Here is a 19,866-nt window from a genome sequence, read left to right on the forward strand (position 1 = left end):
TTGCCTTGGACGCGATCCGGCCCCAGCACCTCCTTCGGAGGCGCTGGGGCCGCTGTTACAGGACGAGCCGAATGGACCAAGCAGTGGCGGCCCTGTGCGGGGCGGGCATCGGAGTCGTGGGGACGGTGGGAGCGGCCTGGCTGACGTACGCGGCCACTCGGCGGCAAGCCCAGGATCAAGGGCGGATCGAGCACGCACGCCAGGTCAGAGCTGAGCGGCGGGAGTCGTATCTCGCTTTTATGGAGTTGATGGAGCCCCTGGAACACCTGCCCTCTGAGCCTGCGTCGTCGCTTGCGGCTGAGGAGTTCGAACGGCTGGCGTCTCAGGTGGAGCCGGTACCGCTGAGGGGGGAGTCGCTGTTGGTGCGGATCCGGCTCTACGGGCCTGACGCGATCGCCGATGCGGCGACATCCCTGCTGAGCGCGGTCTATCGCATGGTCCATCTCTTCGTGGGGCGGTCGGAGGAGCAGCAGGAGATTGATCTGGCTTTCGAATCCTTTCTCGACGCGCGAGGGGATTTCGTCGCTCTGGCCCGCGAGGTCATGGCGAAACCGCCGAGCTGATCGTGCTGCCGAGCGGGTGGTGTCACCGTGCGCGGTGGAGTGGGCGACGTGCCGCAGCGCGTCGGTGCTGTCCACGACAGTTCAGCGCAACGTGACGTGATCCTGGGTCGGCCGGACCGGCGCGGCCTTGTCCCGGCGCGTCCGGAGGGCGTCTCGACGGCATCGTCCGGTCGATCGCCTGAGCGCGTCATGTAGCGTCTGAGCGGCTGGTGGAGGCTGGTGGAGGGGTCGGAAGGCCCGTCGGCGACTGGCTGTCGGGAAAGTTCGTGAAGTTCTTCACAAGGAAATCGGCTCGGTTGGCCGATGTTCAGGGGTCCCGGACCCCTAAAAGTGACCTCTGAGGGCCGTGCGACCCATGACAGTGAAGGTTCGCCAGTGTGTCCGGAGTGTGAACCGGGTGAGTGGTCCACTGGGCTCGGAAGGCGAGAGCGGCAGCTCACAAGGGGTGCACAACGTCTCGGGTAATCCCGTGGTTCCCCTGGGGCGCTATGGCCTGTGTCACGTGGGCGGCGAATTGTAGCAGAGGGTCTACCCATGCTTGTGAAGGGGCGCACGAGCGACCCCCCTCGGGCAGGTGGATACTCGATGGCATGAGCACCACGGAGCGTCCCAGGATCCTCGTAGTAGGCGGTGGGTACGTAGGCCTGTACGCAGCTCGGCGCATCCTCAAGAAGATGCGCTACGGAGAGGCGACCGTCACGGTCGTCGACCCCCGGTCGTACATGACCTACCAGCCCTTCCTCCCCGAAGCCGCAGCCGGCAGCATTTCGCCTCGGCACGTCGTCGTCCCGCTGCGACGCGTGCTGCCCAAGGCGGAAGTTCTGACCGGGCGGGTCACCACCATCGATCAGGACCGCAAGGTCGCGACGATCGCCCCCCTCGTGGGCGAGGCGTACGAGCTGCCTTTCGACTACCTGGTCATCGCGATGGGCGCGGTCTCCCGCACCTTCCCGATCCCCGGCCTCGCCGAGCAGGGCATCGGCATGAAGGGCATCGAGGAGGCCATCGGCCTGCGCAACCACGTCCTCGAGCAGCTGGACAAGGCTGACTCCACGACGGACGAAGAGGTCCGGCGCAAGGCGCTGACCTTCGTCTTCGTCGGCGGTGGCTTCGCGGGTGCGGAGACCATCGGTGAGGTCGAGGACATGGCCCGCGACGCGGCCAAGTACTACAACAACGTGAAGCGCGAGGACATGCGCTTCGTGCTCGTCGACGTCGCGGACAAGATCCTCCCCGAGGTCGGCCCGAAGCTCGGCCAGTACGGCAAGGAGCACCTTGAGGGCCGCGGTGTCGAGGTCTACCTCAAGACCGGCATGGACTCCTGCGTGGACGGCCACGTGGTGCTGAACAACGGCCTCGAGGTCGACTCCAGCACCATCGTGTGGACCGCCGGTGTGAAGCCGAACCCGGCGCTCGCCCGCTTCGGTCTGCCGCTCGGCCCCCGTGGCCACGTGGACACCCAGACGACCCTCCAGGTCCAGGGCACCGACTACATCTGGGCCGCGGGCGACAACGCCCAGGTGCCGGACATGGTCGGCCGCAAGGCGGGCAACGAGAACGCCTGGTGCCCGCCGAACGCCCAGCACGCGCTGCGTCAGTCCAAGGTCCTCGGCGACAACGTGATCTCCGGCATGCGGGGCTTCCCGCAGAAGGAGTACAGCCACGCCAACAAGGGTGCGGTCGCCGGTCTCGGCCTGCACAAGGGCGTCGCGATGATCGTCATGGGCAAGATGAAGATCAAGCTCAAGGGCCGTCTGGCCTGGTACATGCACCGCGCGTACCACGGCATGGCGATGCCGACGTTCAACCGCAAGATCCGTGTCTTCGCCGACTGGACGCTCGCGGTCTTCCTCAAGCGCGAGGTCGTCTCGCTCGGCGCCATGGAGACGCCGCGCGAGGAGTTCTACGAGGCCGCCAAGCCCGCGCCCAAGCCCGCCGCCAAGGCTGAGCCGCCGGTCGCTCCCGTCGAGGAGAAGGCCAAGGCCTCCTGACCTCGGGTCACTGATCAGCCCCGAAGGGGCCGCCCGCCATCCGTGGTGCGGGCGGCCCCTTCGGGTTTTTCCGGCCTGCATGCATGGCGGTTACACGTATTTTGCCGATCCGTGACGCGGCAACGGGACTGCGCAAGCGCCCGGTTGGTGTTTACGTGGTGTTGAACCTATCCGGGATTTCCGTGTCACGGAGGTGTGCACCATGCCCGATGCCGCACTGCGGCTGAAGAACCTTGCCGAACAATTGCTGGGAGCCCCGCTCCCCGTACGCATTCGTGCCTGGGACGGTTCCGAAGCAGGCCCGCCGGGTGCCCCCACCCTCGTCGTCCGCAATCGCCGTGCCCTGCGCCGGCTGATGTGGAAGCCGGGTGAGCTGGGTCTCGCCCGCGCCTGGGTGGCCGGGGACCTGGACGTCGAGGGTGATCTGTACGCGGCGCTCGACCAGCTCGCCGAGTTCATCTGGGAGCGGGACGAGGACGCGAAGAACCTCAGGGAGTCCCTGCGCGACCCGAAGTTCCGCGCCGCGGCCCGCTCCCTGATCGGCCTCGCCGCGCCCTTCCTGCCGCCGCCCCCGCCGCAGGAGGAGATGCGCAGGCGGGGCAGGCTCCATCTGCACACCAAGGGCAGCGACCGGCAGGCCATCAGCCACCACTACGACGTGGGCAACGACTTCTACGAGCTGGTGCTCGGCCCCTCGATGGTCTACTCGTGCGCCTACTGGGAGTCAGAGGACTCCACCCTGGAGGACGCCCAGCGCGACAAGCTGGAGCTCATCGCCCGCAAGCTCGCCCTGAAGCCCGGCATGCGGCTGCTCGACGTCGGCTGCGGCTGGGGCTCCATGGCCATCCACGCGGCGCGCGAGCACGGCGTCACCGTCGTCGGCGTCACGCTCTCCCAGGAGCAGGCCGCGTACGCCAGGAAGCGCATCGCGGAGGAGGGCCTGACCGACCGGGTCGAGATCCGCGTCCAGGACTACCGTGACGTGCGTGACGGCCCGTACGACGCCATCTCCTCCATCGGCATGGCCGAACATGTCGGCGCCGAGCAGTACTTGGAGTACGCACACGCCCTGCACGACCTTCTCAAGCCGGGCGGCAGGCTCCTCAACCACCAGATCGCCCGTCGGCCACAGACCGACGAGTCGACGTACACGGTGGACGACTTCATCGACGCCTATGTCTTCCCCGGTGGCGAGCTCGCTCCCGTCGGGTCGACCGTCGGGCTCCTGGAGCGCGCCGGGTTCGAGGTGCGCGACGTGGAGGCGATCCGCGAGCACTACGCCCTCACGCTGCGCAGCTGGGTCGCCAACCTGGAGGCCCGCTGGAAGGAGGGCCAGCGGCTCACGTCGCCGGGCCGGGCCCGCATCTGGCGCCTCTACATGGCGGCGTCCGCGCTCGCCTTCGAGCGCAACCGCATCGGCGTCAACCAGGTCCTCGCGGTGAAGACCCCGGAGGTCGGCACCTCCGGATTGCCGCTGCGGGCGCGCACCTGGCGGTAGGCGGCAGGCCGTACGCGAAAGGGCCCCGGACGGTGATCTGGTGATCGTCCGGGGCCCTTTCACGTACGCGTACCGCCAAGTGCTACTCGGCCTTGATCGCCATCAGCGGGTTGAGGCGCGCCGCGCTGCGGGCCGGCCACATCGCCGCGAGGACACCGACCAGGCCCGCGATCGCGAGGAAGATCACGATGCGGCCGACGGGGATCTCCATGGTGTAGTTCGCCACCGCGTCGGCGATGCTGCCGCCCACGGCCCAGCCCATGAAGAGGCCGAGCCCGATGCCGAGCACCGCGCCGAACAGGGAGATGATGACCGCCTCCAGGCGCACCATCTGCTTGACCTTCGCCCGGTCGAGGCCGATGGCCCGCATCATGCCGATCTCGTGCTTCCGCTCGAAGACCGACATGGCCAGGGTGTTGATGACACCGAGCACCGCGATCAGGATGGCCATCCCGAGGAGGCCGTAGAGCATGTTCAGGACCATGTTGATCGCGCCCCCGAACTCGTTGCTGACCGCGTCCTTGTCCTGGATCTTCAGCGCCGGGTTGTCGCCGAGGGCCTTGACGATGGTGTTCTCGGCCTGGTCGGACGTACCGGCCTTCATCTTCACCAGGACCTGCTCGTCGGTGATCTTGGACAGGTGCGGGTTCACGACGGCGAGCGGCGTGAACAGACCGCTGATCATCTCGTTCTGCTGGTAGACACCGGCGACCTTCAGCTTCGCCGTCTTCTCGTCGTCGAACTTCACCGGGACGGTGTCGCCCGTCTTGATGCCCTGCTTGTCCGCGGTCTCCTTGTCGACCAGGGTGGAGTCGCCCTTGAGGTCCGCGAGCGAGCCGCTGGTGAAGTCGAGGCTCGCGACCTTGCCGAAGGCCTTCTCGTCGACGCCGGACACCTGGGTGTACGAGCCGTCCACCTCGCCGTAGGCCGTGCGCAGCGGGCTGCTCGCCTCGACGTCCGGGAGCTTGGCCAGCTTCTCGCCGACCTCGGGGGCCAGCGGCTGGTAGTTCGCCATGGAGACCGTGTAGTCGGCCTTCAGGGAGCCCGCGGCCATCTTGTCGATGGCGCTGCTCATGGAGGTCGCGATCACCGTCATCGCGGTGATCAGGGTCAGGCCGATCATCAGGGCCGAGGCCGTGGAGGCCGTGCGGCGCGGGTTGCGGACCGCGTTGAGGCGGGACAGCTTGCCCGTGACGCCGAACGGCTTCAGGAGCGGGGTCGACGCGGCGATGAACGGGCGCGACAGGAGCGGCGTGAGGACGATGACGCCGACGAGGATCACGGCGGCACCGGCGGCCATCACGTAGTTGTCGTCCATGAAGAGCAGGACCGTGCCGAGGGCGACGATGATCGAGCCGATGGTGTTGCGGACGACGAGACCGCGCGTCGTCGGCGTCGCGTGGACGCTGTTCATCGCGGCGACCGGCGGGATCTTCGCGGCGCGGCGGCCCGGCAGCCAGGCGGCCAGCATGGTCACGAACACGCCGATGATCAGGGCGACGACGATCGTCATCGGGGCGATGACGATCGGCCCGTCGGGCAGCGAGGCGCCCGCGGCGTTCATCACGGACTCAAGCCCCACGGCCACGCCGATGCCGAGCGCGAAGCCGGTCACGGCGGCCACCAGGCCCACGATGAACGCCTCGATGAGCACGGAGCGCGTCACCTGGCGGCGCGAGGCGCCGACCGCGCGCATCAGGGCCAGTTCCTTGGTGCGCTGGGCGACCAGCATGGTGAAGGTGTTGGCGATGATGAAGATGCCGACGAACAGCGCGATACCGGCGAAGATCAGCAGGATCTGGCTCATCGAGCTGGTCTCCCGCTCGATCATCGCGGCCTGGTCGTCGGAGAGTTCGCCGCCGGTGACGGCCTGCGTCTCCTTGGGCAGGATCTTCTCGACCGAGCTCTTCAGGGCGGCCTCGGAGGTGCCCGCGGCGGCCTTCACGTCGATCTCGTCGTACTCGCTCTTGCCCAGGACCGTGCGCGCGGTGTCGTTGTCGAACACCACCAGGCTGCCGCCCGCGAGGACGCTGCCGTCCTCGGTGTCGAAGATGCCGCTGATCTTCGCGTTCTTCACCGGGCCGTCGGTGGAGTAGCGGACGGTGTCGCCGACCTTGTAGCCGGTGCGCTCGGCGGTCCTTGAGTCCAGGGCGAGGTCACCGGCGGACTTGGGTGCCGCGCCCTTGGTGAAGTCGTAGCGCGGGTCCTTGCCGTCCTTGCCGGGGTAGTAGTTGGCGCCGGTGGTTCCCCACTCGCCGCCGACGAGCTTGCCGTCCTTGTCGGCGACCGCGGTGAAGCCCATGACCCCGCCGATCGCGGAGTCGGCGCCGGGCAGGCCCTGGGTCTTCTTCAGGAGGGCGTCGGTCAGGCGGGGCGGCTTCTTGGCCTCTTCCTCGTCACTCGATCCGTAGAAGGAGGAGGAGCCGCCTTCGGGCTGTACGGCGACCGAGACGTGGTCGAAGCTCTTCGCCGACTTGTTCTTGTAGGCGTTGCCGAAGGTGTCGGTGAAGACCAGGGTGCCGGAGACGAAGGCGACGCCGAGCATGACGGCGAGCACGGTCATGAGCAGCCTGGCCTTGTGCGCGAGCACGTTGCGCAGGGCGGTACGGAACATGGGTGTGAGTCCTGGTGGGGGAGAGAGGGGAGAGCCCCGAAGGGGCGCGGGGAACTGCGCGATCAGCCACGGCGTGTCCGCGGGCACGTACCCGCCGACGCCGCTCGGAGCGCTAGCTCGTACGGCCCTTGGCGTCGAAGTCCTTCATCCGGTCGAGGACACCCTCGGCGGTCGGGGCGTGCATCTCGTCGACGATGCGCCCGTCGGCCAGGAAGATCACGCGATCCGCGTACGCCGCTGCCGTCGGGTCGTGGGTGACCATGACGACGGTCTGGCCGAGCTCGCGTACGGAGTTGCGCAGGAAGCCGAGGACCTCGGCGCCCGAGCGCGAGTCCAGGTTTCCGGTCGGCTCGTCGCCGAAGATGATGTCGGGCTGCGAGGCGAGCGCACGGGCCACGGCGACGCGCTGCTGCTGGCCGCCGGAGAGCTCGGTGGGCCGGTGGGAGAGGCGCCCGGCCAGGCCGACCATGGAGATGACCTGCTCGAGCCAGGCCTTGTCGGGCTTACGGCCCGCGATGTCCATCGGCAGCGTGATGTTCTCCAGGGCCGTCAGCGTCGGGAGGAGGTTGAAGGCCTGGAAGATGAAGCCGATCTTGTCCCGACGGAGCTTGGTGAGCTGCTTGTCCTTGAGGGTGGACAGCTCGGTCTCGCCGATCCGTACGGAGCCGCCGCTGAAGCTGTCGAGCCCCGCGACGCAGTGCATCAGGGTCGACTTGCCGGAGCCCGACGGGCCCATGATCGCGGTGAACTCGCCCTGCCGGAAGTCGACGGAGACATGGTCCAGGGCGACCACCTGGGTCTCGCCCTGTCCGTACACCTTGGAGAGGTCCGTGGCGCGCGCGGCCACTGCGGTGGTGCGGGCGGCGAAGTGGGTGGTGGTCACGGGGCGGTGCTCCTGTCGGGACGACGAGTGGGGACTGATTCCATCGTCCTTGCGGATCCGCGCCGTGTAGTCAGCCGCTGTTCCGGTTCCGATGGCCCTCTTGAGTCGGACCCGTGGGCCCGGAGTCATACCTGGGGATGACTCCGACCCCGGAGACGTGTACCACCCGTCTGGGCGCACGCGGACGCCGCGGGGGCGTCTAAATTCCGTCAATCCGTCCCGGAGGCCGTACAGGGGTGGAAGGGCCTGCGGCATGTACCGATGGGCCATACCGGTGGCTGATGCACCCTCAGACGTCAATAAAATAAGACAACATCGGGCTGTTGTTCCGCTGTTCGGGGGACGCCTCCCGATAGGGTCGAATCACTTGATGCGGAGCCCATGGCCTGCCCGGATGGTGGAATGCAGACACGGCGAGCTTAAACCTCGCTGCCCCTAGCGGGCGTGCCGGTTCAAGTCCGGCTCCGGGCACATCCGCCATCGCTCGCGGCACAGCCGCGGTCGCGGCGCCTACGTTCCTCGGCGTGCCTGCCTGATGGCACGTCAGTCCACGCTTCCCGCAATGGTTTTGGTCCGGCGGGGTTCAACGTTTTGGCCCGGCGGGGTCCAACGGTTCTGGCCCGGCGGGGTTCAGGGCAGCCGCACCGCCTGGAAGCGGGCCGCGGTGTGCAGGTCGGCCTCGATCGCCGCCGCCGTCCCGCGCAGCGCGGGCAGCAGGGCGTCGCGGGTCTCGGCCAGCGGGCCCGTGCCCGCGTGCCGGGCGATGTTGAGGGCGGCGACCACCCGCCCCGACGCGTCCCTGACGGGCACCGCCACCGAGCGCAGCCCCTCTTCCAGCTCCTGGTCGGCGGTGGCGTAGCCGTCGGCGGCCGCGCGCTCCAGGATTCGCGCGAGCTCGCCCGGGTCCGTCACGGTCCGCCGGGTGAGGGCGCGCGGCGGAGCCTGCCGCAGCAGACGCTCCCGCTCCTGTTCCGCGAGCCCGGCGAGGAGGACCCGGCCCATGGCGGTGGCGTACGCGGGGAAGCGGGTGCCGAGGGTGATGCGGACGCTCATCACGCGGACGGTGGCCGCCCGTGCCACGTAGAGGATGTCCGCGCCGTCCAGGACCGTCACCGAAGCCGACTGGTGCACCCGCTCGGTCAGCTCCCGCACGTGCGGCTCGGCGATCTCGGCGAAGGTGAGCCGGGACAGCGCGGCGTGGCCGAGCTCAAGGACGCGCGGCAGCGGGCGGTACAGGCGCCCGTCGTGGGCCGCGTACCCCGCGAGTTCCAGGGTGTGCAGGCAGCGCCGTGCGGTGGCCCTCGACAGGCCCGTGGCCGCGGCGAGCGCGGTCAGCGGCAGACCGCCGCCGCGGGCGTCGCCGAGCGCGCGCAGGACGGCGAGGCCCCGCGCCAGCGACTGAAGGAAGCCGGAGCCGAGCTCGGCCTTGGCGGCCGCCGGGTCGGTCGCGGTCTCGGTCTCGAACGCGTGGCCGGGCGTGGGTGCGTCGTCGGCGGGCGGCTCCGGGGCCCCGGCCGCCAGGCTCTCCAGCTCCTCGGCCTCCGCGCGCAGCCGCGGCAGCATCGCGTCCGCGAGGCCCTGTGCCGTGTGCCTGCTGGTGTGGCTCACCGCGGAGAGGGCGTAGCGCGTCCTGCCCCCGGTGTCGCGTACGGGGACCGCCACCGCGATCAGGCCGGGCTCGATCAGCTGGTCGTCAAGGGCCCAGCCCGTCTCCCGGGAGCGGGCCACCCGGGCGGCGAGGTCCGGGACGTCCGCGGGCGCGGGCCCCGGAGGCAGCGCGGGGAAGGCGCTCTCCGCCGGTCCCGAGGCCACACGTGCCCGCCAGGCGGCCCACCGCTCCGCGTCCCAGGCGTCCGCGAACAGCGCGCCCGGGGCGCAGCGTTCGGGCGGCAGCAGGTCCCCGATGCGGAAGGCCACCGACATCGCGCGGCGCCGCGCGGCCTGCGTGACGAAGCGGACGCCGTCGCCGTCCGGCACCGCGAGGGACACCGACTCGTCGAGGTCGTCCGCGAGCCGGGCCGTGCGCGCCGCGACCTCGCCGCTCAGCCCGCTCGCCGCGAGATAGGCGTTGCCGAGCTCCATCAGGCGGGGCGTGAGGCGCAGTTCCTGGCCGTGCTCGCGTACGTATCCGAGGTGGACCAGGGTCGCCACGACCCGGTCCACCGTCGAGCGGGCCAGGCCGGTGGCGCGGACGAGGTCGCCCGCCCTGACCTGGTCGCCGACCGCGAGGGCGCGCAGCACCGCGAGGCCGCGCTCCAGGGGGCGTACGGACTCTTCAGGCATGGCGCCGCTCCTCGCACGGGTGGAAAGCGGGTGCCTCGAAAGTGGATGCCCCGCAACCGTTGACAGTCGCTGGGTCCGGTCGGAGACTCCCGTCAGCACATTATGAACGAAAGTTCACCAGGCGAACAAGCGGCCGGTGGGTGGTCGTCGTTCGGGAGCGAAGGGGATCCATCGATGCGCACCACCGTCGGAATCATCGGGGCCGGACCGGCGGGGCTGCTCCTCGCCCGCCTGCTGCACAACGCCGGTATCGATTCCGTCGTCCTGGAGACCCGGGACCGCGCCTACGTGGAGCAGCGCCAGCGCGCCGGGATCCTGGAGCAGGGCACCGTCGACGTCCTGCGCGAGGCGGGCGCCGCCGCGCGCATGGACCGTATGGGCATCCCGCACGACGGCATCGAACTGCGCTTCGACCGCCGCAGGCACCGCGTCGACTTCCCCGCCCTGACCGGCGGCCGGTCCGTGATGGTCTACGCCCAGACCGAGGTCTGCAAGGACCTCATAGCCCTCCAGCTCGCCGCGGGCGGCCCGCTGCTCTTCGAGGCCGAGGCGCTCGCCGTCGAGGGCGCGGAGACGCAGAGCCCGCGCGTCCGCTTCCGCCACCAGGGCCGCGAGGACGTCCTGGAGTGCGACTACGTGGTGGGCTGCGACGGCTCCTGGGGCGTGGCCCGCGAGGCCGTGCCCGCCGATGTCTCGCGGGTCTTCGAGCGGACGTACCCCTTCGGCTGGCTCGGCATCCTCGCCGACGTACCGCCCTCGCACGACGAGTTGGTCTACGCCCGCCACGAACGGGGCTTCGCACTCCTCTCCATGAGGTCGCCGACCGTCACGCGCGCCTACCTCCAGGTCCCCGCGGACACGGACGCCGCCGACTGGGGCGACGAGGAGATCTGGGACGAGCTCGACCGCCGCCTGGAGACCGACGACCCCGCCTGGACGCTGAAGCGCGGACCCATCACCTCCAAGTCCGTCACCCCCATGCGCAGTCACGTCCACGAGCCCATGCGGCACGGACGCGTCTTCCTCGCCGGGGACGCCGCCCACATCGTCCCGCCCACCGGCGCCAAGGGTCTCAACCTCGCCGTCGGCGACGTCGTCACCTTCGCCCGCGCGCTCGTCGAACTCCGCGAGACGGGCTCCGACGCCCGCCTCGACGCGTACTCCGCGACCTGCCTGCGCCGCGTCTGGCAGGCCGAGCGCTTCTCGTACGCGATGACCACGATGCTGCACCGCGCCCCCGGGGCCACCGGCTTCGACGACCGCATCCAGCTCGCTCAGCTGGACCGCGTCGCCACCGTGCGCTCGGCCGAGACGGACCTCGCCGAGAGCTACACCGGATTCCCGCTCGACTAGCCCAGCGCCCCCGTCCCCCGCCTGCGTCCCCACCAGGTCCCACAACGAAGTGAGAGCCCCGTGACCGCTCCCCAAAGCGCCGCGCCCCAGCGGACCTTCAGATCAGTGGCCCCCGTCATCGCCCTGTGCTGGCTCGTCGTCTTCTTCGACGGCATGGACGTCAACATCTACGGCGCCGTGATGCCGCACCTCATCGACGACGAGGGCTTCGGCTTCTCCGCGTCGACCGCGGGCACCATCGGCTCCTGGACCACCTTCGGCATGCTCATCGGCGCCCTCGGCTGCGGCACGCTCACCGACTGGATCGGGCGCAAGCCGATGGTGACGGGGAGCGTCGCGCTGTTCTCGCTCGGCTCCGCGGTCTGCGCGCTCGCGCCGACCGCCGCCGTCTTCGGCGGCGGGCGTTTCATCGCCGGGCTCGGGCTCGGCGGTCTGATGCCGATCAGCCTCGCGATCGTCGCCGAGTTCGCGCCGCCGCGCAGGGCCGCGCTCGCCACCGGCCTGATGATGACCTCGTACCACGCGGGCGGCATGGCGGCCACGGGCCTCGGGCTCGCTCTCGGGCCCGACCACGGCTGGCGCGTCGTCTTCTGGGCCGGCGTGATCCCCGCCGTCGTCGCCATCCCCCTCGTACTGAAGTGGCTGCCCGAATCGCCCGGCGTGCTGCTCGGCAAGGGCCGCACGAGCGAGGCGCAGGCCGTCGCCGCCCGCTTCTCGCTGCCGTCACCGACGCTCGCCGAAGCCCCCGAGGCGGGTGCCAAGGGCCGCTTCGCCGCCGTCGCCTCGCTCTTCAGCCCCGGTCAGCGGCTCGCGACCCCGCTCCTGTGGATCGCGTCCTTCGCCGGGCTTCTCCTCGTCTACGGGGTCTCCACCTGGCTCCCCGAGCTGATGCGCGCCTCCGGCTACTCGCTCTCCTCCTCTGTGACCTTCCTCATGGTGATCAACGCGGGCGGGATCGTCGGCATGCTCGTCGCGGGGCGGGCCGCCGACAAGTTCGGCGCCGTGCGAATCTCCGCGATCTGGTTCCTGCTCACCGCCTGCGGCGCCTTCCTGCTCAAGGCCGAGCTGCCGCTGGGTGTCGCGTACGTGATCGTCTTCGTCACCGGCATCTGGCTCTTCTCGGCGCAGGTGATGGTCTACGCCTCCGCCCCTTCCGTCTACACGCCCGCCCAGCGCGCCACGGGCCTCGGCTGGATCACCGGCGTCGGGCGCACCGGCGCGGTCGTCGGACCGTGGCTGGGAGGCGCCGTGGTCTCCGGCGGCAACGCGTCGCTCGGATTCACCACGTTCGCCGTGGCCGCCGTGCTCGGAGCCGTCGCGATCTCGCTGGTGCCACTCGTCCGGCGCAGCCGCCGTACCCCCGCCGACGAGGGTGTATCCGCCCTCTCACCGGGAACAGAGAGCACCGGGCCGAGCGTTCTTGGTCACAAGGAGGGAAAGATCCTCCCCAAGCACTAGGGTCTTCCTTTTGCCTACGCATTACTCTTGAGCCCAAAGCCACACACGGTGGCCATGGAGGAGTGAGATGAGGAGCAGTAACCCGGTCTTCTCGCGACGGGGGTTCAGCCGCGACAACGGCTACGCGGGCTTCGGCACGCAGCAGCCGCAGGCCGGGGGACCCGCGGGCGGGACACAGACCCAACAGGGCAATCCGTACGCGAGCGCGGGCCAGCAGGCCCCCGCCAATCCGTACGCGACCAACCCGTACGCCCAGCAGGACCTGCAGCACGGCGCCCCCCAGGCACCCGTAACCACCGCCGGCCGCATGACGATGGACGACGTCGTCCTGCGTACGGCCACCACGCTCGGCACGCTCCTCGTCACGGCGGCGCTCGCCTGGGCGCTGCTGCCGGTGGACGACGCCAACATCGGCAAGTCGTACGGCATCGCGATCGGCGCAGGCCTCGTCGCGATGGTGCTCGGCCTCGTGCAGGCCTTCAAGCGCAAGGCATCGCCCGCGCTGATCCTGGCGTACGCCGCCCTGGAGGGTGTCTTCCTCGGCGTCGTCTCCAGCGTCGTCGACAACCGCATCGCGGACGGCGCGGCCATGCAGGCCGTGATCGGCACGATGGCGGTCTTCGCCGGTGTCCTGATCGCCTACAAGGCGGGCTGGATTCGCGTCAACCGTCGCTTCTACGGCTTCGTGATGGCCGCGGCGATGGGCTTCCTGCTGCTCACGGCCGTGAACCTGCTGTTCATGGTCTTCGGCGGCGGTGACGGTCTCGGCTTCCGCAGCGGCGGCCTCGGCATCATCTTCGGCATCGTCGGCATTCTGCTCGGCGCGTGCTTCCTTGCCCTGGACTTCAAGCAGGTCGAGGACGGCATCGCGTACGGCGCTCCGAAGGAAGAGGCCTGGCTCGCGGCGTTCGGTCTGACGATGACGCTGGTCTGGATCTACATGGAGTTCCTGCGTCTGATCGCCATCTTGCAGGGCAACGACTGACGCGGCTGATCAACACGAAGGGCCCCACGGAACAGCTGTTCCGTGGGGCCCTTCGCCGTGTGAGGTGAGTCGAGGGGGACAGGGAGTCAGAGCAGCTTGCGCGCGGCCCGCTGCAAGTCGTACTCGTGAATGATTGCCTTGGCGTGCCCGTACGCCAGGTTGTGCTCCGCACGAAGCCAGCTGACCTTCTCCTCGAAGCGGAAGAGAGAAGGGCCTTCGTCGACGGCGCGAAGCCAGTCGGAGATCTCACGACCGGTGCAGTGGGGGATACGGGCGATCAGATTGCGGTGGGTCTCCTCGGAGAAGACTTGGGACATCGGCGCCTCCGGACGCGTCGCGATGTGTTCCGTCCTTCACGCCACCGTGCCTCAGCGTTGAGACGTTGGCAACAGTCCCGTCCAGGCGCATAAGGTCACCGGGTGCTTGATACGACGCCTTTGACGGACGCAGTGGACCAATTCGCCGACCGGTTGCGGGCAGCCCCGCAGAGTCGCCTGCAGCGGGGGGCGGCGACCGAGGCGCTCGCTCTGGCCAGGGAACTGGCGGCGTGGGCGCAGCGGATCGAGGTGCCGCAGGAGGAGCCGAGACAGATGCCGGACGAGGGGATGTTCGCGGCGGCCGATCAGATCACGGTCGCGGGGCGGGATTTGGCCCTTGTGCTCGATGATGCGGGACAGCTCGCCGAGGCACTGACGCTCGTGGAGAAGGCGCAGAAGCGCGCCGGTGTGTGACGGGGCGTGAGAGGGGTGCGACCGGGGTGTGGTCCGACCCCGGCGGGCGCCGGGGTCGCTCCGGTCAGACCGAGGCGATGACGCGGTCGGCCAGGATGTAGACGTTCTCGGTGCCGCACTCGAAGGTCAGGGCGTAGGCGCCGGAGACTCCGGATCCGCCGAGCAGGACCGGGGCGTGCCCGTCGCGCAGGGCGTCGGCGAGCAGTTCCGCGGTCTCGCGGTGGCCCGGGGTCATGCAGAGCGTCGTGCCGTCCGTGAAGACGTAGACGTCCAGGGTGCCGAGCGGTCCGGGGCGGACGTCGGCGAGTGCCGTACGGGAGTCGGCCAGTTCCTCGAGACAGGCGACGGTGCGCTCGTGGTCGCCGTTGACGGGGGACTGGACCGGGACGAAGTCCGGGTGCGAGGGGTGGCGGCGGCGGGCCGCGGCCAGCTCCGGGGAGTCTCCCCCAAGGACTTCGTCCAGGGAGGTGCCCCCTGCGAACTCGTCGGCAGGTTCGGCGTACGGCTCGATGACCGGCTCCAGGCTCTCCGACTCCAGGCCCGAGAAGTCCGCCTGGCGGGGCAGGAACAGCTCGTCGGCCATGTCCGAGAGGCCCGGCAGGCCACTGAGGAGCGAGGGCGCGTCCGAGGCGTCACGGGCTTCCTGGGCGGCCCAGAAGGCGCGCGCCTCGGCCAGCTCGCGCTCCCGTTCCTCGGCGAGGGCCTCGGCGACGGCCGTGCGTATCTCGTCGGTGTCCGCGGTGCGGGCCGCGGGCACGTTGGCGTGTGCGTTCGCCGAGTGGCTCTGGGCCAGCTCGGCGCGCAGGGCGGTGATCTCTGCGAGCTGCTTCCGCAGGCCGTGTACGGCGTGCAGGGCGGCGGCACCCACGGCCGTGGCAGCGGCTGTGGAGAGCAGCAAGGCAATAGGCATGGCGCTCACTGACGTACTCCCGGTTTCAAGTCGACCCCCGACTTCCTACATCAGCTTGAAGCCTGCACGATCCACCTGTCAGTGCATTACGTCACGAATTGGACAGGTCTTTCGGCCCGGTGTTTATCCACAGATGGGCTCTGAGCTGGGGATATGCATCTCCCCCAGGAGATAGGTCACATCCTGGGGGAGATTGAGTCACGAATCAATGGAGACGTGAGGGATGCGCGGGGCCCGGAGCGTCAGCTGAGGCGCTCGATGACCATCGCCATGCCCTGTCCGCCGCCGACGCACATCGTCTCCAGGCCGAACTGCTTGTCGTGGAACTGGAGGCTGTTGATGAGCGTGCCGGTGATGCGGGCGCCGGTCATGCCGAAGGGGTGGCCGACGGCGATGGCGCCGCCGTTGACGTTCAGCTTGTCGATCGGGATGTTCAGGTCGCGGTAGGAGGGGATGACCTGGGCGGCGAAGGCCTCGTTGATCTCGAAGAGGTCGATGTCGTCGACGGTGAGACCGGCGCGGGACAGGGCCTGCTTCGACGCCTCGACCGGGCCGAGGCCCATGATCTCGGGGGAGAGGCCGGTGACGCCGGTGGAGACGATGCGGGCCAGCGGGGTCAGGCCGAGCTCGCGGGCCTTGGTGTCGCTCATGATCACGAGGGCGGCGGCGCCGTCGTTGAGCGGGCAGCAGTTGGCGGCGGTGACGAGGCCGTCGGGGCGGAAGACGGGCTTGAGGCCGCCGACGCCTTCGAGGGTGACGCCGGCGCGGGGGCCGTCGTCCTTGCTGACGACGGTGCCGTCGGGGGTCGTCACCGGGGTGATCTCGCGCTCCCAGAACCCGTTCTTCAGGGCTTCCTCGGCGAGGTTCTGGGACCTGACGCCGAACTCGTCCATGTCCTGACGGGTGACGCCCTTGGCGCGGGCCAGGTTCTCGGCGGTCTGCCCCATCGCGATGTACGCGTCCGGGATCAGACCGTCCTCGCGGGGGTCGTGCCAGCTGGAGCCCTCGGTCTTGCTCACGGCCTCGGTGCGGGCCTCGGCGTCGGCGAAGAGGGGGTTGTGGGTGTCGGGGAGTCCGTCACTCGACCCCTTGACGCTGCGGGACACCATCTCCACACCGGCGGAGATGAAGACGTCGCCCTCCCCGGCCTTGATGGCGTGCAGGGCCATGCGGGAGGTCTGCAGGGAGGAGGAGCAGTACCGGGTGATGGTGCAGCCCGGCAGGTGGTCCATGCCCATCTGTACGGCGACGATGCGGCCGAGGTTGTGCCCCTGCTCGCCGCCGGGCAGTCCACAGCCGAGCATCAGGTCGTCGATGAGCTTCGGGTCGAGCTCGGGGACCTTGGCGAGGGCGGCCTCGATGATCGTGGCGGTCAGGTCGTCCGGCCGCAGATCCTTCAGGGAGCCCTTGAAGGCGCGGCCGATCGGGGTGCGGGCGGCGGAGACGATCACGGCTTCGGGCATGCGGGGCTCCAGAGGTTGCTTCGCGAAAGGCGGACCGCTTCGGAAGTTACCCGTACGTACCGAGAAGGTCACCGGTGCGGGACTGTGATGCGGACCGCATTTTCCTAAGCGCTTGCTCAGGGCGGCGGGGGTGGTCTGGGCGGTCTATCCCTCCCTCCCCACCTGACCATCGCCGGGCAATCGGGTGGGTGGGCGGGAAAGAACCCGTCGCGAAGCGACGGCCTTGAGGGCGTCGGACCCGCGGACGAGCCCGACGCCCCGCCCCGCAGGGGGGGCTACCTCGGCAGCGGCGAGGGATCCGGTGCGTGGTGGATGCGCCGCCGCCGGCGGCGCTTGAGGAGGGCCCAGGGACCGCGCGGACCCGTGGGCATCGCGGCCGCGACCTCCGTGCCGCCCTCCGACGCGGCCTGCGCCGCGGCCCGTGCCACCGGCAGGAACCCCTCGCGCCGCGACACGTCGGGGCGCTCCTCCTCCGGCCAGAGCCCAAGGGCCGCGCACAGCGTCGGAAGCACCGCCATCGCAGCGGTCGCGTACCCCTCCGCGGAGGGGTGGTAGTTGTCGGGACCGAACAGCTCCCGCGGGTTCGCGAGGAACTCCGGGCCGAGCAGATCCCCGAGCGACACCGTCCGCCCGCCCTGCTCGACCACGCCGATCGTCTGCGCGGCGGCCAGCTGCCGTGACACGCGCCGCGCCATCCACCGCAGCGGCTGATAGACGTTCTCGACCGTCCCCAGATCGGGACAGGTCCCCACCACCACCTCCGCCCCGGCCGTACGCAGCCTGCGCACCGCCGCCGACAGGTAGCGCACGGAACGCGTCGCGGGCATCCGGTGCGTCACGTCGTTCGCGCCGATCATCACGACGCAGACGTCGGGCGCCCAGGACGAGAGCTCGGAAAGGAGCAGCGTCACCTGGCGGTCAAGGTCGTCCGACTGGGCGCCCGGCAGTGCCACGTTCCGCAGCTCCACCGGCCGCTCGGCCACCGCGGCCAGCCCCGCCGCCAGGAGCGAGGCCGGGGTCTGCCGGGCCCGGTGCACGCCCTGCCCCGCGGCGGTCGAATCGCCGAGCATCGCGAACCGCAAGGGCTCCGCGCCCTCGGGCCGATCCGCGAACCCCCATCCGTACCGTCCGTCCGCCCGCGGTGGAGCCGGATGCTCCCCGCTGTTTCCCACGGTCCGCTTCGCCAGTTGCACCTCGGCGAGCACCACGCCCACGGCCGCCGCCCCGAGCAGCCCGATGCCTCCGCCGCCGTACGCCGCGCCCGCAGCGATCCGCCGCGCCACCCTCGCCCTCGACATGCCCTGCAGCCACCTCCTCGTAGCCAATCCGCCCTACATCAACTAATTGCCCCGTAAGGACGGTCGGCCAATCGCAAGCGGAGGTGAACGACTGAACGAGACCCTTACGCTGACGACACCCATTCGTCGCACTACATCGCAGCCCGGAGACAACGGTGCAATTTCACGACTCGATGATCAGCCTCGTCGGCAACACCCCGCTGGTGAGGCTCAACAACGTGACCACGGGCATTCAGGCGACCGTCCTTGCCAAGGTCGAGTACTTCAATCCCGGCGGTTCCGTGAAGGACCGCATCGCGCTGCGCATGATCGAGGCGGCCGAGCAGAGCGGGGAGCTCAAGCCCGGCGGCACGATCGTCGAGCCGACGTCCGGCAACACCGGGGTCGGCCTCGCCATCGTGGCCCAGCAGAAGGGCTACAAGTGCATCTTCGTCTGCCCCGACAAGGTGTCGCTCGACAAGATCAATGTGCTGCGCGCGTACGGCGCGGACGTGGTCGTCTGCCCCACGGCCGTCGACCCCGATCACCCGGACTCGTACTACAACGTCTCGGACCGCCTCGTGCGCGAGACCCCCGGCGCCTGGAAGCCCGACCAGTACAGCAACCCGAACAACCCGCTCTCCCACTACCACTCCACCGGCCCCGAACTGTGGGAGCAGACGGAGGGGAGGATCACCCATTTCGTGACGGGCATCGGCACCGGAGGCACCATCTCCGGGACGGGCGGATATCTGAAGGAGATCTCCAAGGGCGGGGTCACGGTCGTCGGCGCCGACCCCGAGGGGTCCGTGTACTCCGGCGGCTCCGGGCGGCCCTATCTCGTCGAGGGCGTCGGTGAGGACTTCTGGCCGACGGCGTACGACCGGAACGTGACCGACGAGATCATCGCGGTGTCCGACAAGGACTCCTTCCAGATGACGCGGCGCCTCGCCAAGGAGGAGGGGCTGCTCGTCGGCGGTTCCTGCGGCATGGCGGTCGTGGCGGCGCTGCGGGTCGCGGAACGGCTCGGTCCCGACGACGTCGTGGTCGTACTCCTGCCCGACTCCGGGCGCGGCTACATGAGCAAGATCTTCAGCGACGAGTGGATGAACGACTACGGATTCCTGGAGCAGGCGGGCGACCAGCCTCGCGTGGGCGACGTACTGAGCCGCAAGGAAGGCGGCCGACTGCCCTCACTCGTCCACATGCACCCGGAGGAGACGGTCGGCGAGGCCATCGACGTACTGCGGGAGTACGGCGTCTCGCAGATGCCCATCGTCAAGCCGGGCGCGGGCCACCCGGACGTGATGGCGGCCGAGGTCATCGGCTCCGTCGTCGAACGCGAGCTGCTCGACGCCCTGTTCGCGCAGCGCGCCTCGCTCTCCGACCCGCTGGAGAAGCACATGTCGGACCCGCTGCCGCAGGTCGGCTCCGGCGAACCCGTCGCCGACCTGATGACGGTGCTCGGCAGGGCGGACGCGGCGATCGTCCTGGTCGAGGGCAAACCGACGGGCGTGGTGAGCCGCCAGGACCTGCTTGCCTTCCTCGCCGCGCAGCAGGGCCAGTAGGCGGCAGGGCCGGTAGCCGCAGGAACCCGTGGCCAAGGGGGTGTGCCGTGAGCCGTGGTTCGAACTTCGCGGAAGTGGTACGAGCACGTCACGTCCGCGCAGCACACGCTTAACACGGCTCCGGCACATTGGTTGTTGTCGGCGTACAGGAACTCCGGAGCGGCTCCCGGACCTCTGAACGCCTGGACGCGGACCCGGTCCTGACCCGGCCCGCGTCCCTCGCGGGGACCGCCGTCGTCCCGCCCCCTGGTCACCCGGGGGTGCGGCGGTCCCCGCGCATGAACTTCGT

General features: G+C 69.9%; 15 protein-coding genes and 1 tRNA gene. 9 read left to right on the forward strand and 7 right to left on the reverse strand.

Annotated elements, in window-relative coordinates; translation table 11 throughout:
- Window positions 1–71 precede the first annotated feature (71 nt).
- The 3 genes from ACZ5CR_RS28190 (at window position 72) to ACZ5CR_RS28200 (ending at window position 4,052) form a co-directional block, all read left to right on the forward strand.
- Window positions 72–563 carry a hypothetical protein gene (locus tag ACZ5CR_RS28190; protein WP_468862326.1) on the forward strand — a complete coding sequence of 164 codons (492 nt, stop codon included), beginning with the start codon at window positions 72–74 and terminating at the stop codon, window positions 561–563.
- Window positions 564–1,153: 590 nt separating this feature from the next.
- The gene (locus tag ACZ5CR_RS28195; protein WP_468862328.1) at window positions 1,154–2,554 is read left to right on the forward strand and encodes an NAD(P)/FAD-dependent oxidoreductase; all 1,401 of its coding nucleotides are present in this window, start codon (window positions 1,154–1,156) and stop codon (window positions 2,552–2,554) included.
- Between the two features lie 202 nt (window positions 2,555–2,756).
- Entirely contained in the window at window positions 2,757–4,052 is a 1,296-nt protein-coding gene (locus tag ACZ5CR_RS28200) for a class I SAM-dependent methyltransferase (RefSeq protein WP_468862330.1), read from the forward strand.
- Window positions 4,053–4,134: 82 nt separating this feature from the next.
- On the opposite strand, the gene ACZ5CR_RS28205 is transcribed toward ACZ5CR_RS28200, so the two are convergent.
- Window positions 4,135–6,666, reverse strand: a complete 2,532-nt coding sequence (locus ACZ5CR_RS28205; protein ID WP_468862332.1) for an ABC transporter permease — start codon at window positions 6,664–6,666, stop codon at window positions 4,135–4,137.
- A gap of 112 nt (window positions 6,667–6,778) precedes the next feature.
- The gene (locus tag ACZ5CR_RS28210) at window positions 6,779–7,549 is read right to left on the reverse strand and encodes an ABC transporter ATP-binding protein (RefSeq protein WP_468862334.1); all 771 of its coding nucleotides are present in this window, start codon (window positions 7,547–7,549) and stop codon (window positions 6,779–6,781) included.
- Window positions 7,550–7,937: 388 nt separating this feature from the next.
- Between ACZ5CR_RS28210 and ACZ5CR_RS28215 the strand changes: the two genes are divergently transcribed.
- Window positions 7,938–8,020, forward strand: a tRNA-Leu gene (locus ACZ5CR_RS28215).
- 159 nt (window positions 8,021–8,179) lie between these two features.
- Here ACZ5CR_RS28215 and ACZ5CR_RS28220 read toward each other — a convergent pair.
- Window positions 8,180–9,832 carry an IclR family transcriptional regulator domain-containing protein gene (locus ACZ5CR_RS28220; protein ID WP_468862336.1) on the reverse strand — a complete coding sequence of 551 codons (1,653 nt, stop codon included), beginning with the start codon at window positions 9,830–9,832 and terminating at the stop codon, window positions 8,180–8,182.
- A gap of 174 nt (window positions 9,833–10,006) precedes the next feature.
- On the opposite strand from ACZ5CR_RS28220, the gene ACZ5CR_RS28225 reads away from it, so the two are divergent.
- The 3 genes from ACZ5CR_RS28225 (at window position 10,007) to ACZ5CR_RS28235 (ending at window position 13,628) form a co-directional block, all read left to right on the forward strand.
- Window positions 10,007–11,185, forward strand: coding sequence for a 4-hydroxybenzoate 3-monooxygenase (locus ACZ5CR_RS28225; RefSeq protein WP_468862338.1), 1,179 nt, complete (start codon window positions 10,007–10,009; stop codon window positions 11,183–11,185).
- A 60-nt stretch (window positions 11,186–11,245) separates the two neighbouring features.
- On the forward strand, window positions 11,246–12,643 hold the full coding sequence (locus tag ACZ5CR_RS28230; RefSeq protein ID WP_468862339.1) for an MFS transporter: 1,398 nt from the start codon (window positions 11,246–11,248) through the stop codon (window positions 12,641–12,643).
- 67 nt (window positions 12,644–12,710) lie between these two features.
- Window positions 12,711–13,628 carry a Bax inhibitor-1/YccA family protein gene (locus ACZ5CR_RS28235; RefSeq protein WP_468862342.1) on the forward strand — a complete coding sequence of 306 codons (918 nt, stop codon included), beginning with the start codon at window positions 12,711–12,713 and terminating at the stop codon, window positions 13,626–13,628.
- 86 nt (window positions 13,629–13,714) lie between these two features.
- Here ACZ5CR_RS28235 and ACZ5CR_RS28240 read toward each other — a convergent pair whose 3' ends face one another.
- On the reverse strand, window positions 13,715–13,945 hold the full coding sequence (locus tag ACZ5CR_RS28240) for a DUF4287 domain-containing protein (protein ID WP_468862343.1): 231 nt from the start codon (window positions 13,943–13,945) through the stop codon (window positions 13,715–13,717).
- A 102-nt stretch (window positions 13,946–14,047) separates the two neighbouring features.
- Here ACZ5CR_RS28240 and ACZ5CR_RS28245 point away from each other — a divergent pair, with 102 nt between their 5' ends.
- Window positions 14,048–14,359, forward strand: coding sequence for a hypothetical protein (locus ACZ5CR_RS28245; protein WP_468862346.1), 312 nt, complete (start codon window positions 14,048–14,050; stop codon window positions 14,357–14,359).
- A gap of 64 nt (window positions 14,360–14,423) precedes the next feature.
- Here the strand turns inward: ACZ5CR_RS28245 and ACZ5CR_RS28250 are convergent, their stop codons facing one another.
- From ACZ5CR_RS28250 to ACZ5CR_RS28260, 3 genes are all read right to left on the reverse strand, one after another.
- Window positions 14,424–15,269 carry a hypothetical protein gene (locus ACZ5CR_RS28250; RefSeq protein ID WP_468862349.1) on the reverse strand — a complete coding sequence of 282 codons (846 nt, stop codon included), beginning with the start codon at window positions 15,267–15,269 and terminating at the stop codon, window positions 14,424–14,426.
- Window positions 15,270–15,511: 242 nt separating this feature from the next.
- Window positions 15,512–16,732: an acetyl-CoA C-acetyltransferase gene (locus tag ACZ5CR_RS28255; RefSeq protein ID WP_468862351.1), complete on the reverse strand. Its 1,221-nt coding sequence runs from the start codon at window positions 16,730–16,732 to the stop codon at window positions 15,512–15,514.
- Window positions 16,733–17,007: 275 nt separating this feature from the next.
- A complete protein-coding gene (locus ACZ5CR_RS28260) occupies window positions 17,008–18,015 on the reverse strand; it encodes an SGNH/GDSL hydrolase family protein (protein WP_468862530.1) in 1,008 nt (335 codons plus the stop codon).
- A gap of 170 nt (window positions 18,016–18,185) precedes the next feature.
- On the opposite strand from ACZ5CR_RS28260, the gene ACZ5CR_RS28265 reads away from it, so the two are divergent.
- Window positions 18,186–19,577 carry a cystathionine beta-synthase gene (locus ACZ5CR_RS28265; protein WP_468862353.1) on the forward strand — a complete coding sequence of 464 codons (1,392 nt, stop codon included), beginning with the start codon at window positions 18,186–18,188 and terminating at the stop codon, window positions 19,575–19,577.
- Window positions 19,578–19,866 lie beyond the last annotated feature (289 nt).

This window comes from Streptomyces sp. NPDC031274 (assembly GCF_055570235.1).

Excerpts from the sequence above, each read along its gene's own strand:
- ACZ5CR_RS28205 (WP_468862332.1), bottom strand. The coding sequence starts at position 6,666 with ATGTTCCGTACCGCCCTGCGCAACGTGCTCGCGCACAAGGCCAGGCTG.
- ACZ5CR_RS28195 (WP_468862328.1), top strand. The coding sequence starts at position 1,154 with ATGAGCACCACGGAGCGTCCCAGGATCCTCGTAGTAGGCGGTGGGTAC.
- ACZ5CR_RS28255 (WP_468862351.1), bottom strand. The coding sequence starts at position 16,732 with ATGCCCGAAGCCGTGATCGTCTCCGCCGCCCGCACCCCGATCGGCCGC.
- ACZ5CR_RS28235 (WP_468862342.1), top strand. The coding sequence starts at position 12,711 with ATGAGGAGCAGTAACCCGGTCTTCTCGCGACGGGGGTTCAGCCGCGAC.
- ACZ5CR_RS28200 (WP_468862330.1), top strand. The coding sequence starts at position 2,757 with ATGCCCGATGCCGCACTGCGGCTGAAGAACCTTGCCGAACAATTGCTG.
- ACZ5CR_RS28190 (WP_468862326.1), top strand. The coding sequence starts at position 72 with ATGGACCAAGCAGTGGCGGCCCTGTGCGGGGCGGGCATCGGAGTCGTG.
- ACZ5CR_RS28250 (WP_468862349.1), bottom strand. The coding sequence starts at position 15,269 with ATGCCTATTGCCTTGCTGCTCTCCACAGCCGCTGCCACGGCCGTGGGT.
- ACZ5CR_RS28240 (WP_468862343.1), bottom strand. The coding sequence starts at position 13,945 with ATGTCCCAAGTCTTCTCCGAGGAGACCCACCGCAATCTGATCGCCCGT.
- ACZ5CR_RS28220 (WP_468862336.1), bottom strand. The coding sequence starts at position 9,832 with ATGCCTGAAGAGTCCGTACGCCCCCTGGAGCGCGGCCTCGCGGTGCTG.
- ACZ5CR_RS28225 (WP_468862338.1), top strand. The coding sequence starts at position 10,007 with ATGCGCACCACCGTCGGAATCATCGGGGCCGGACCGGCGGGGCTGCTC.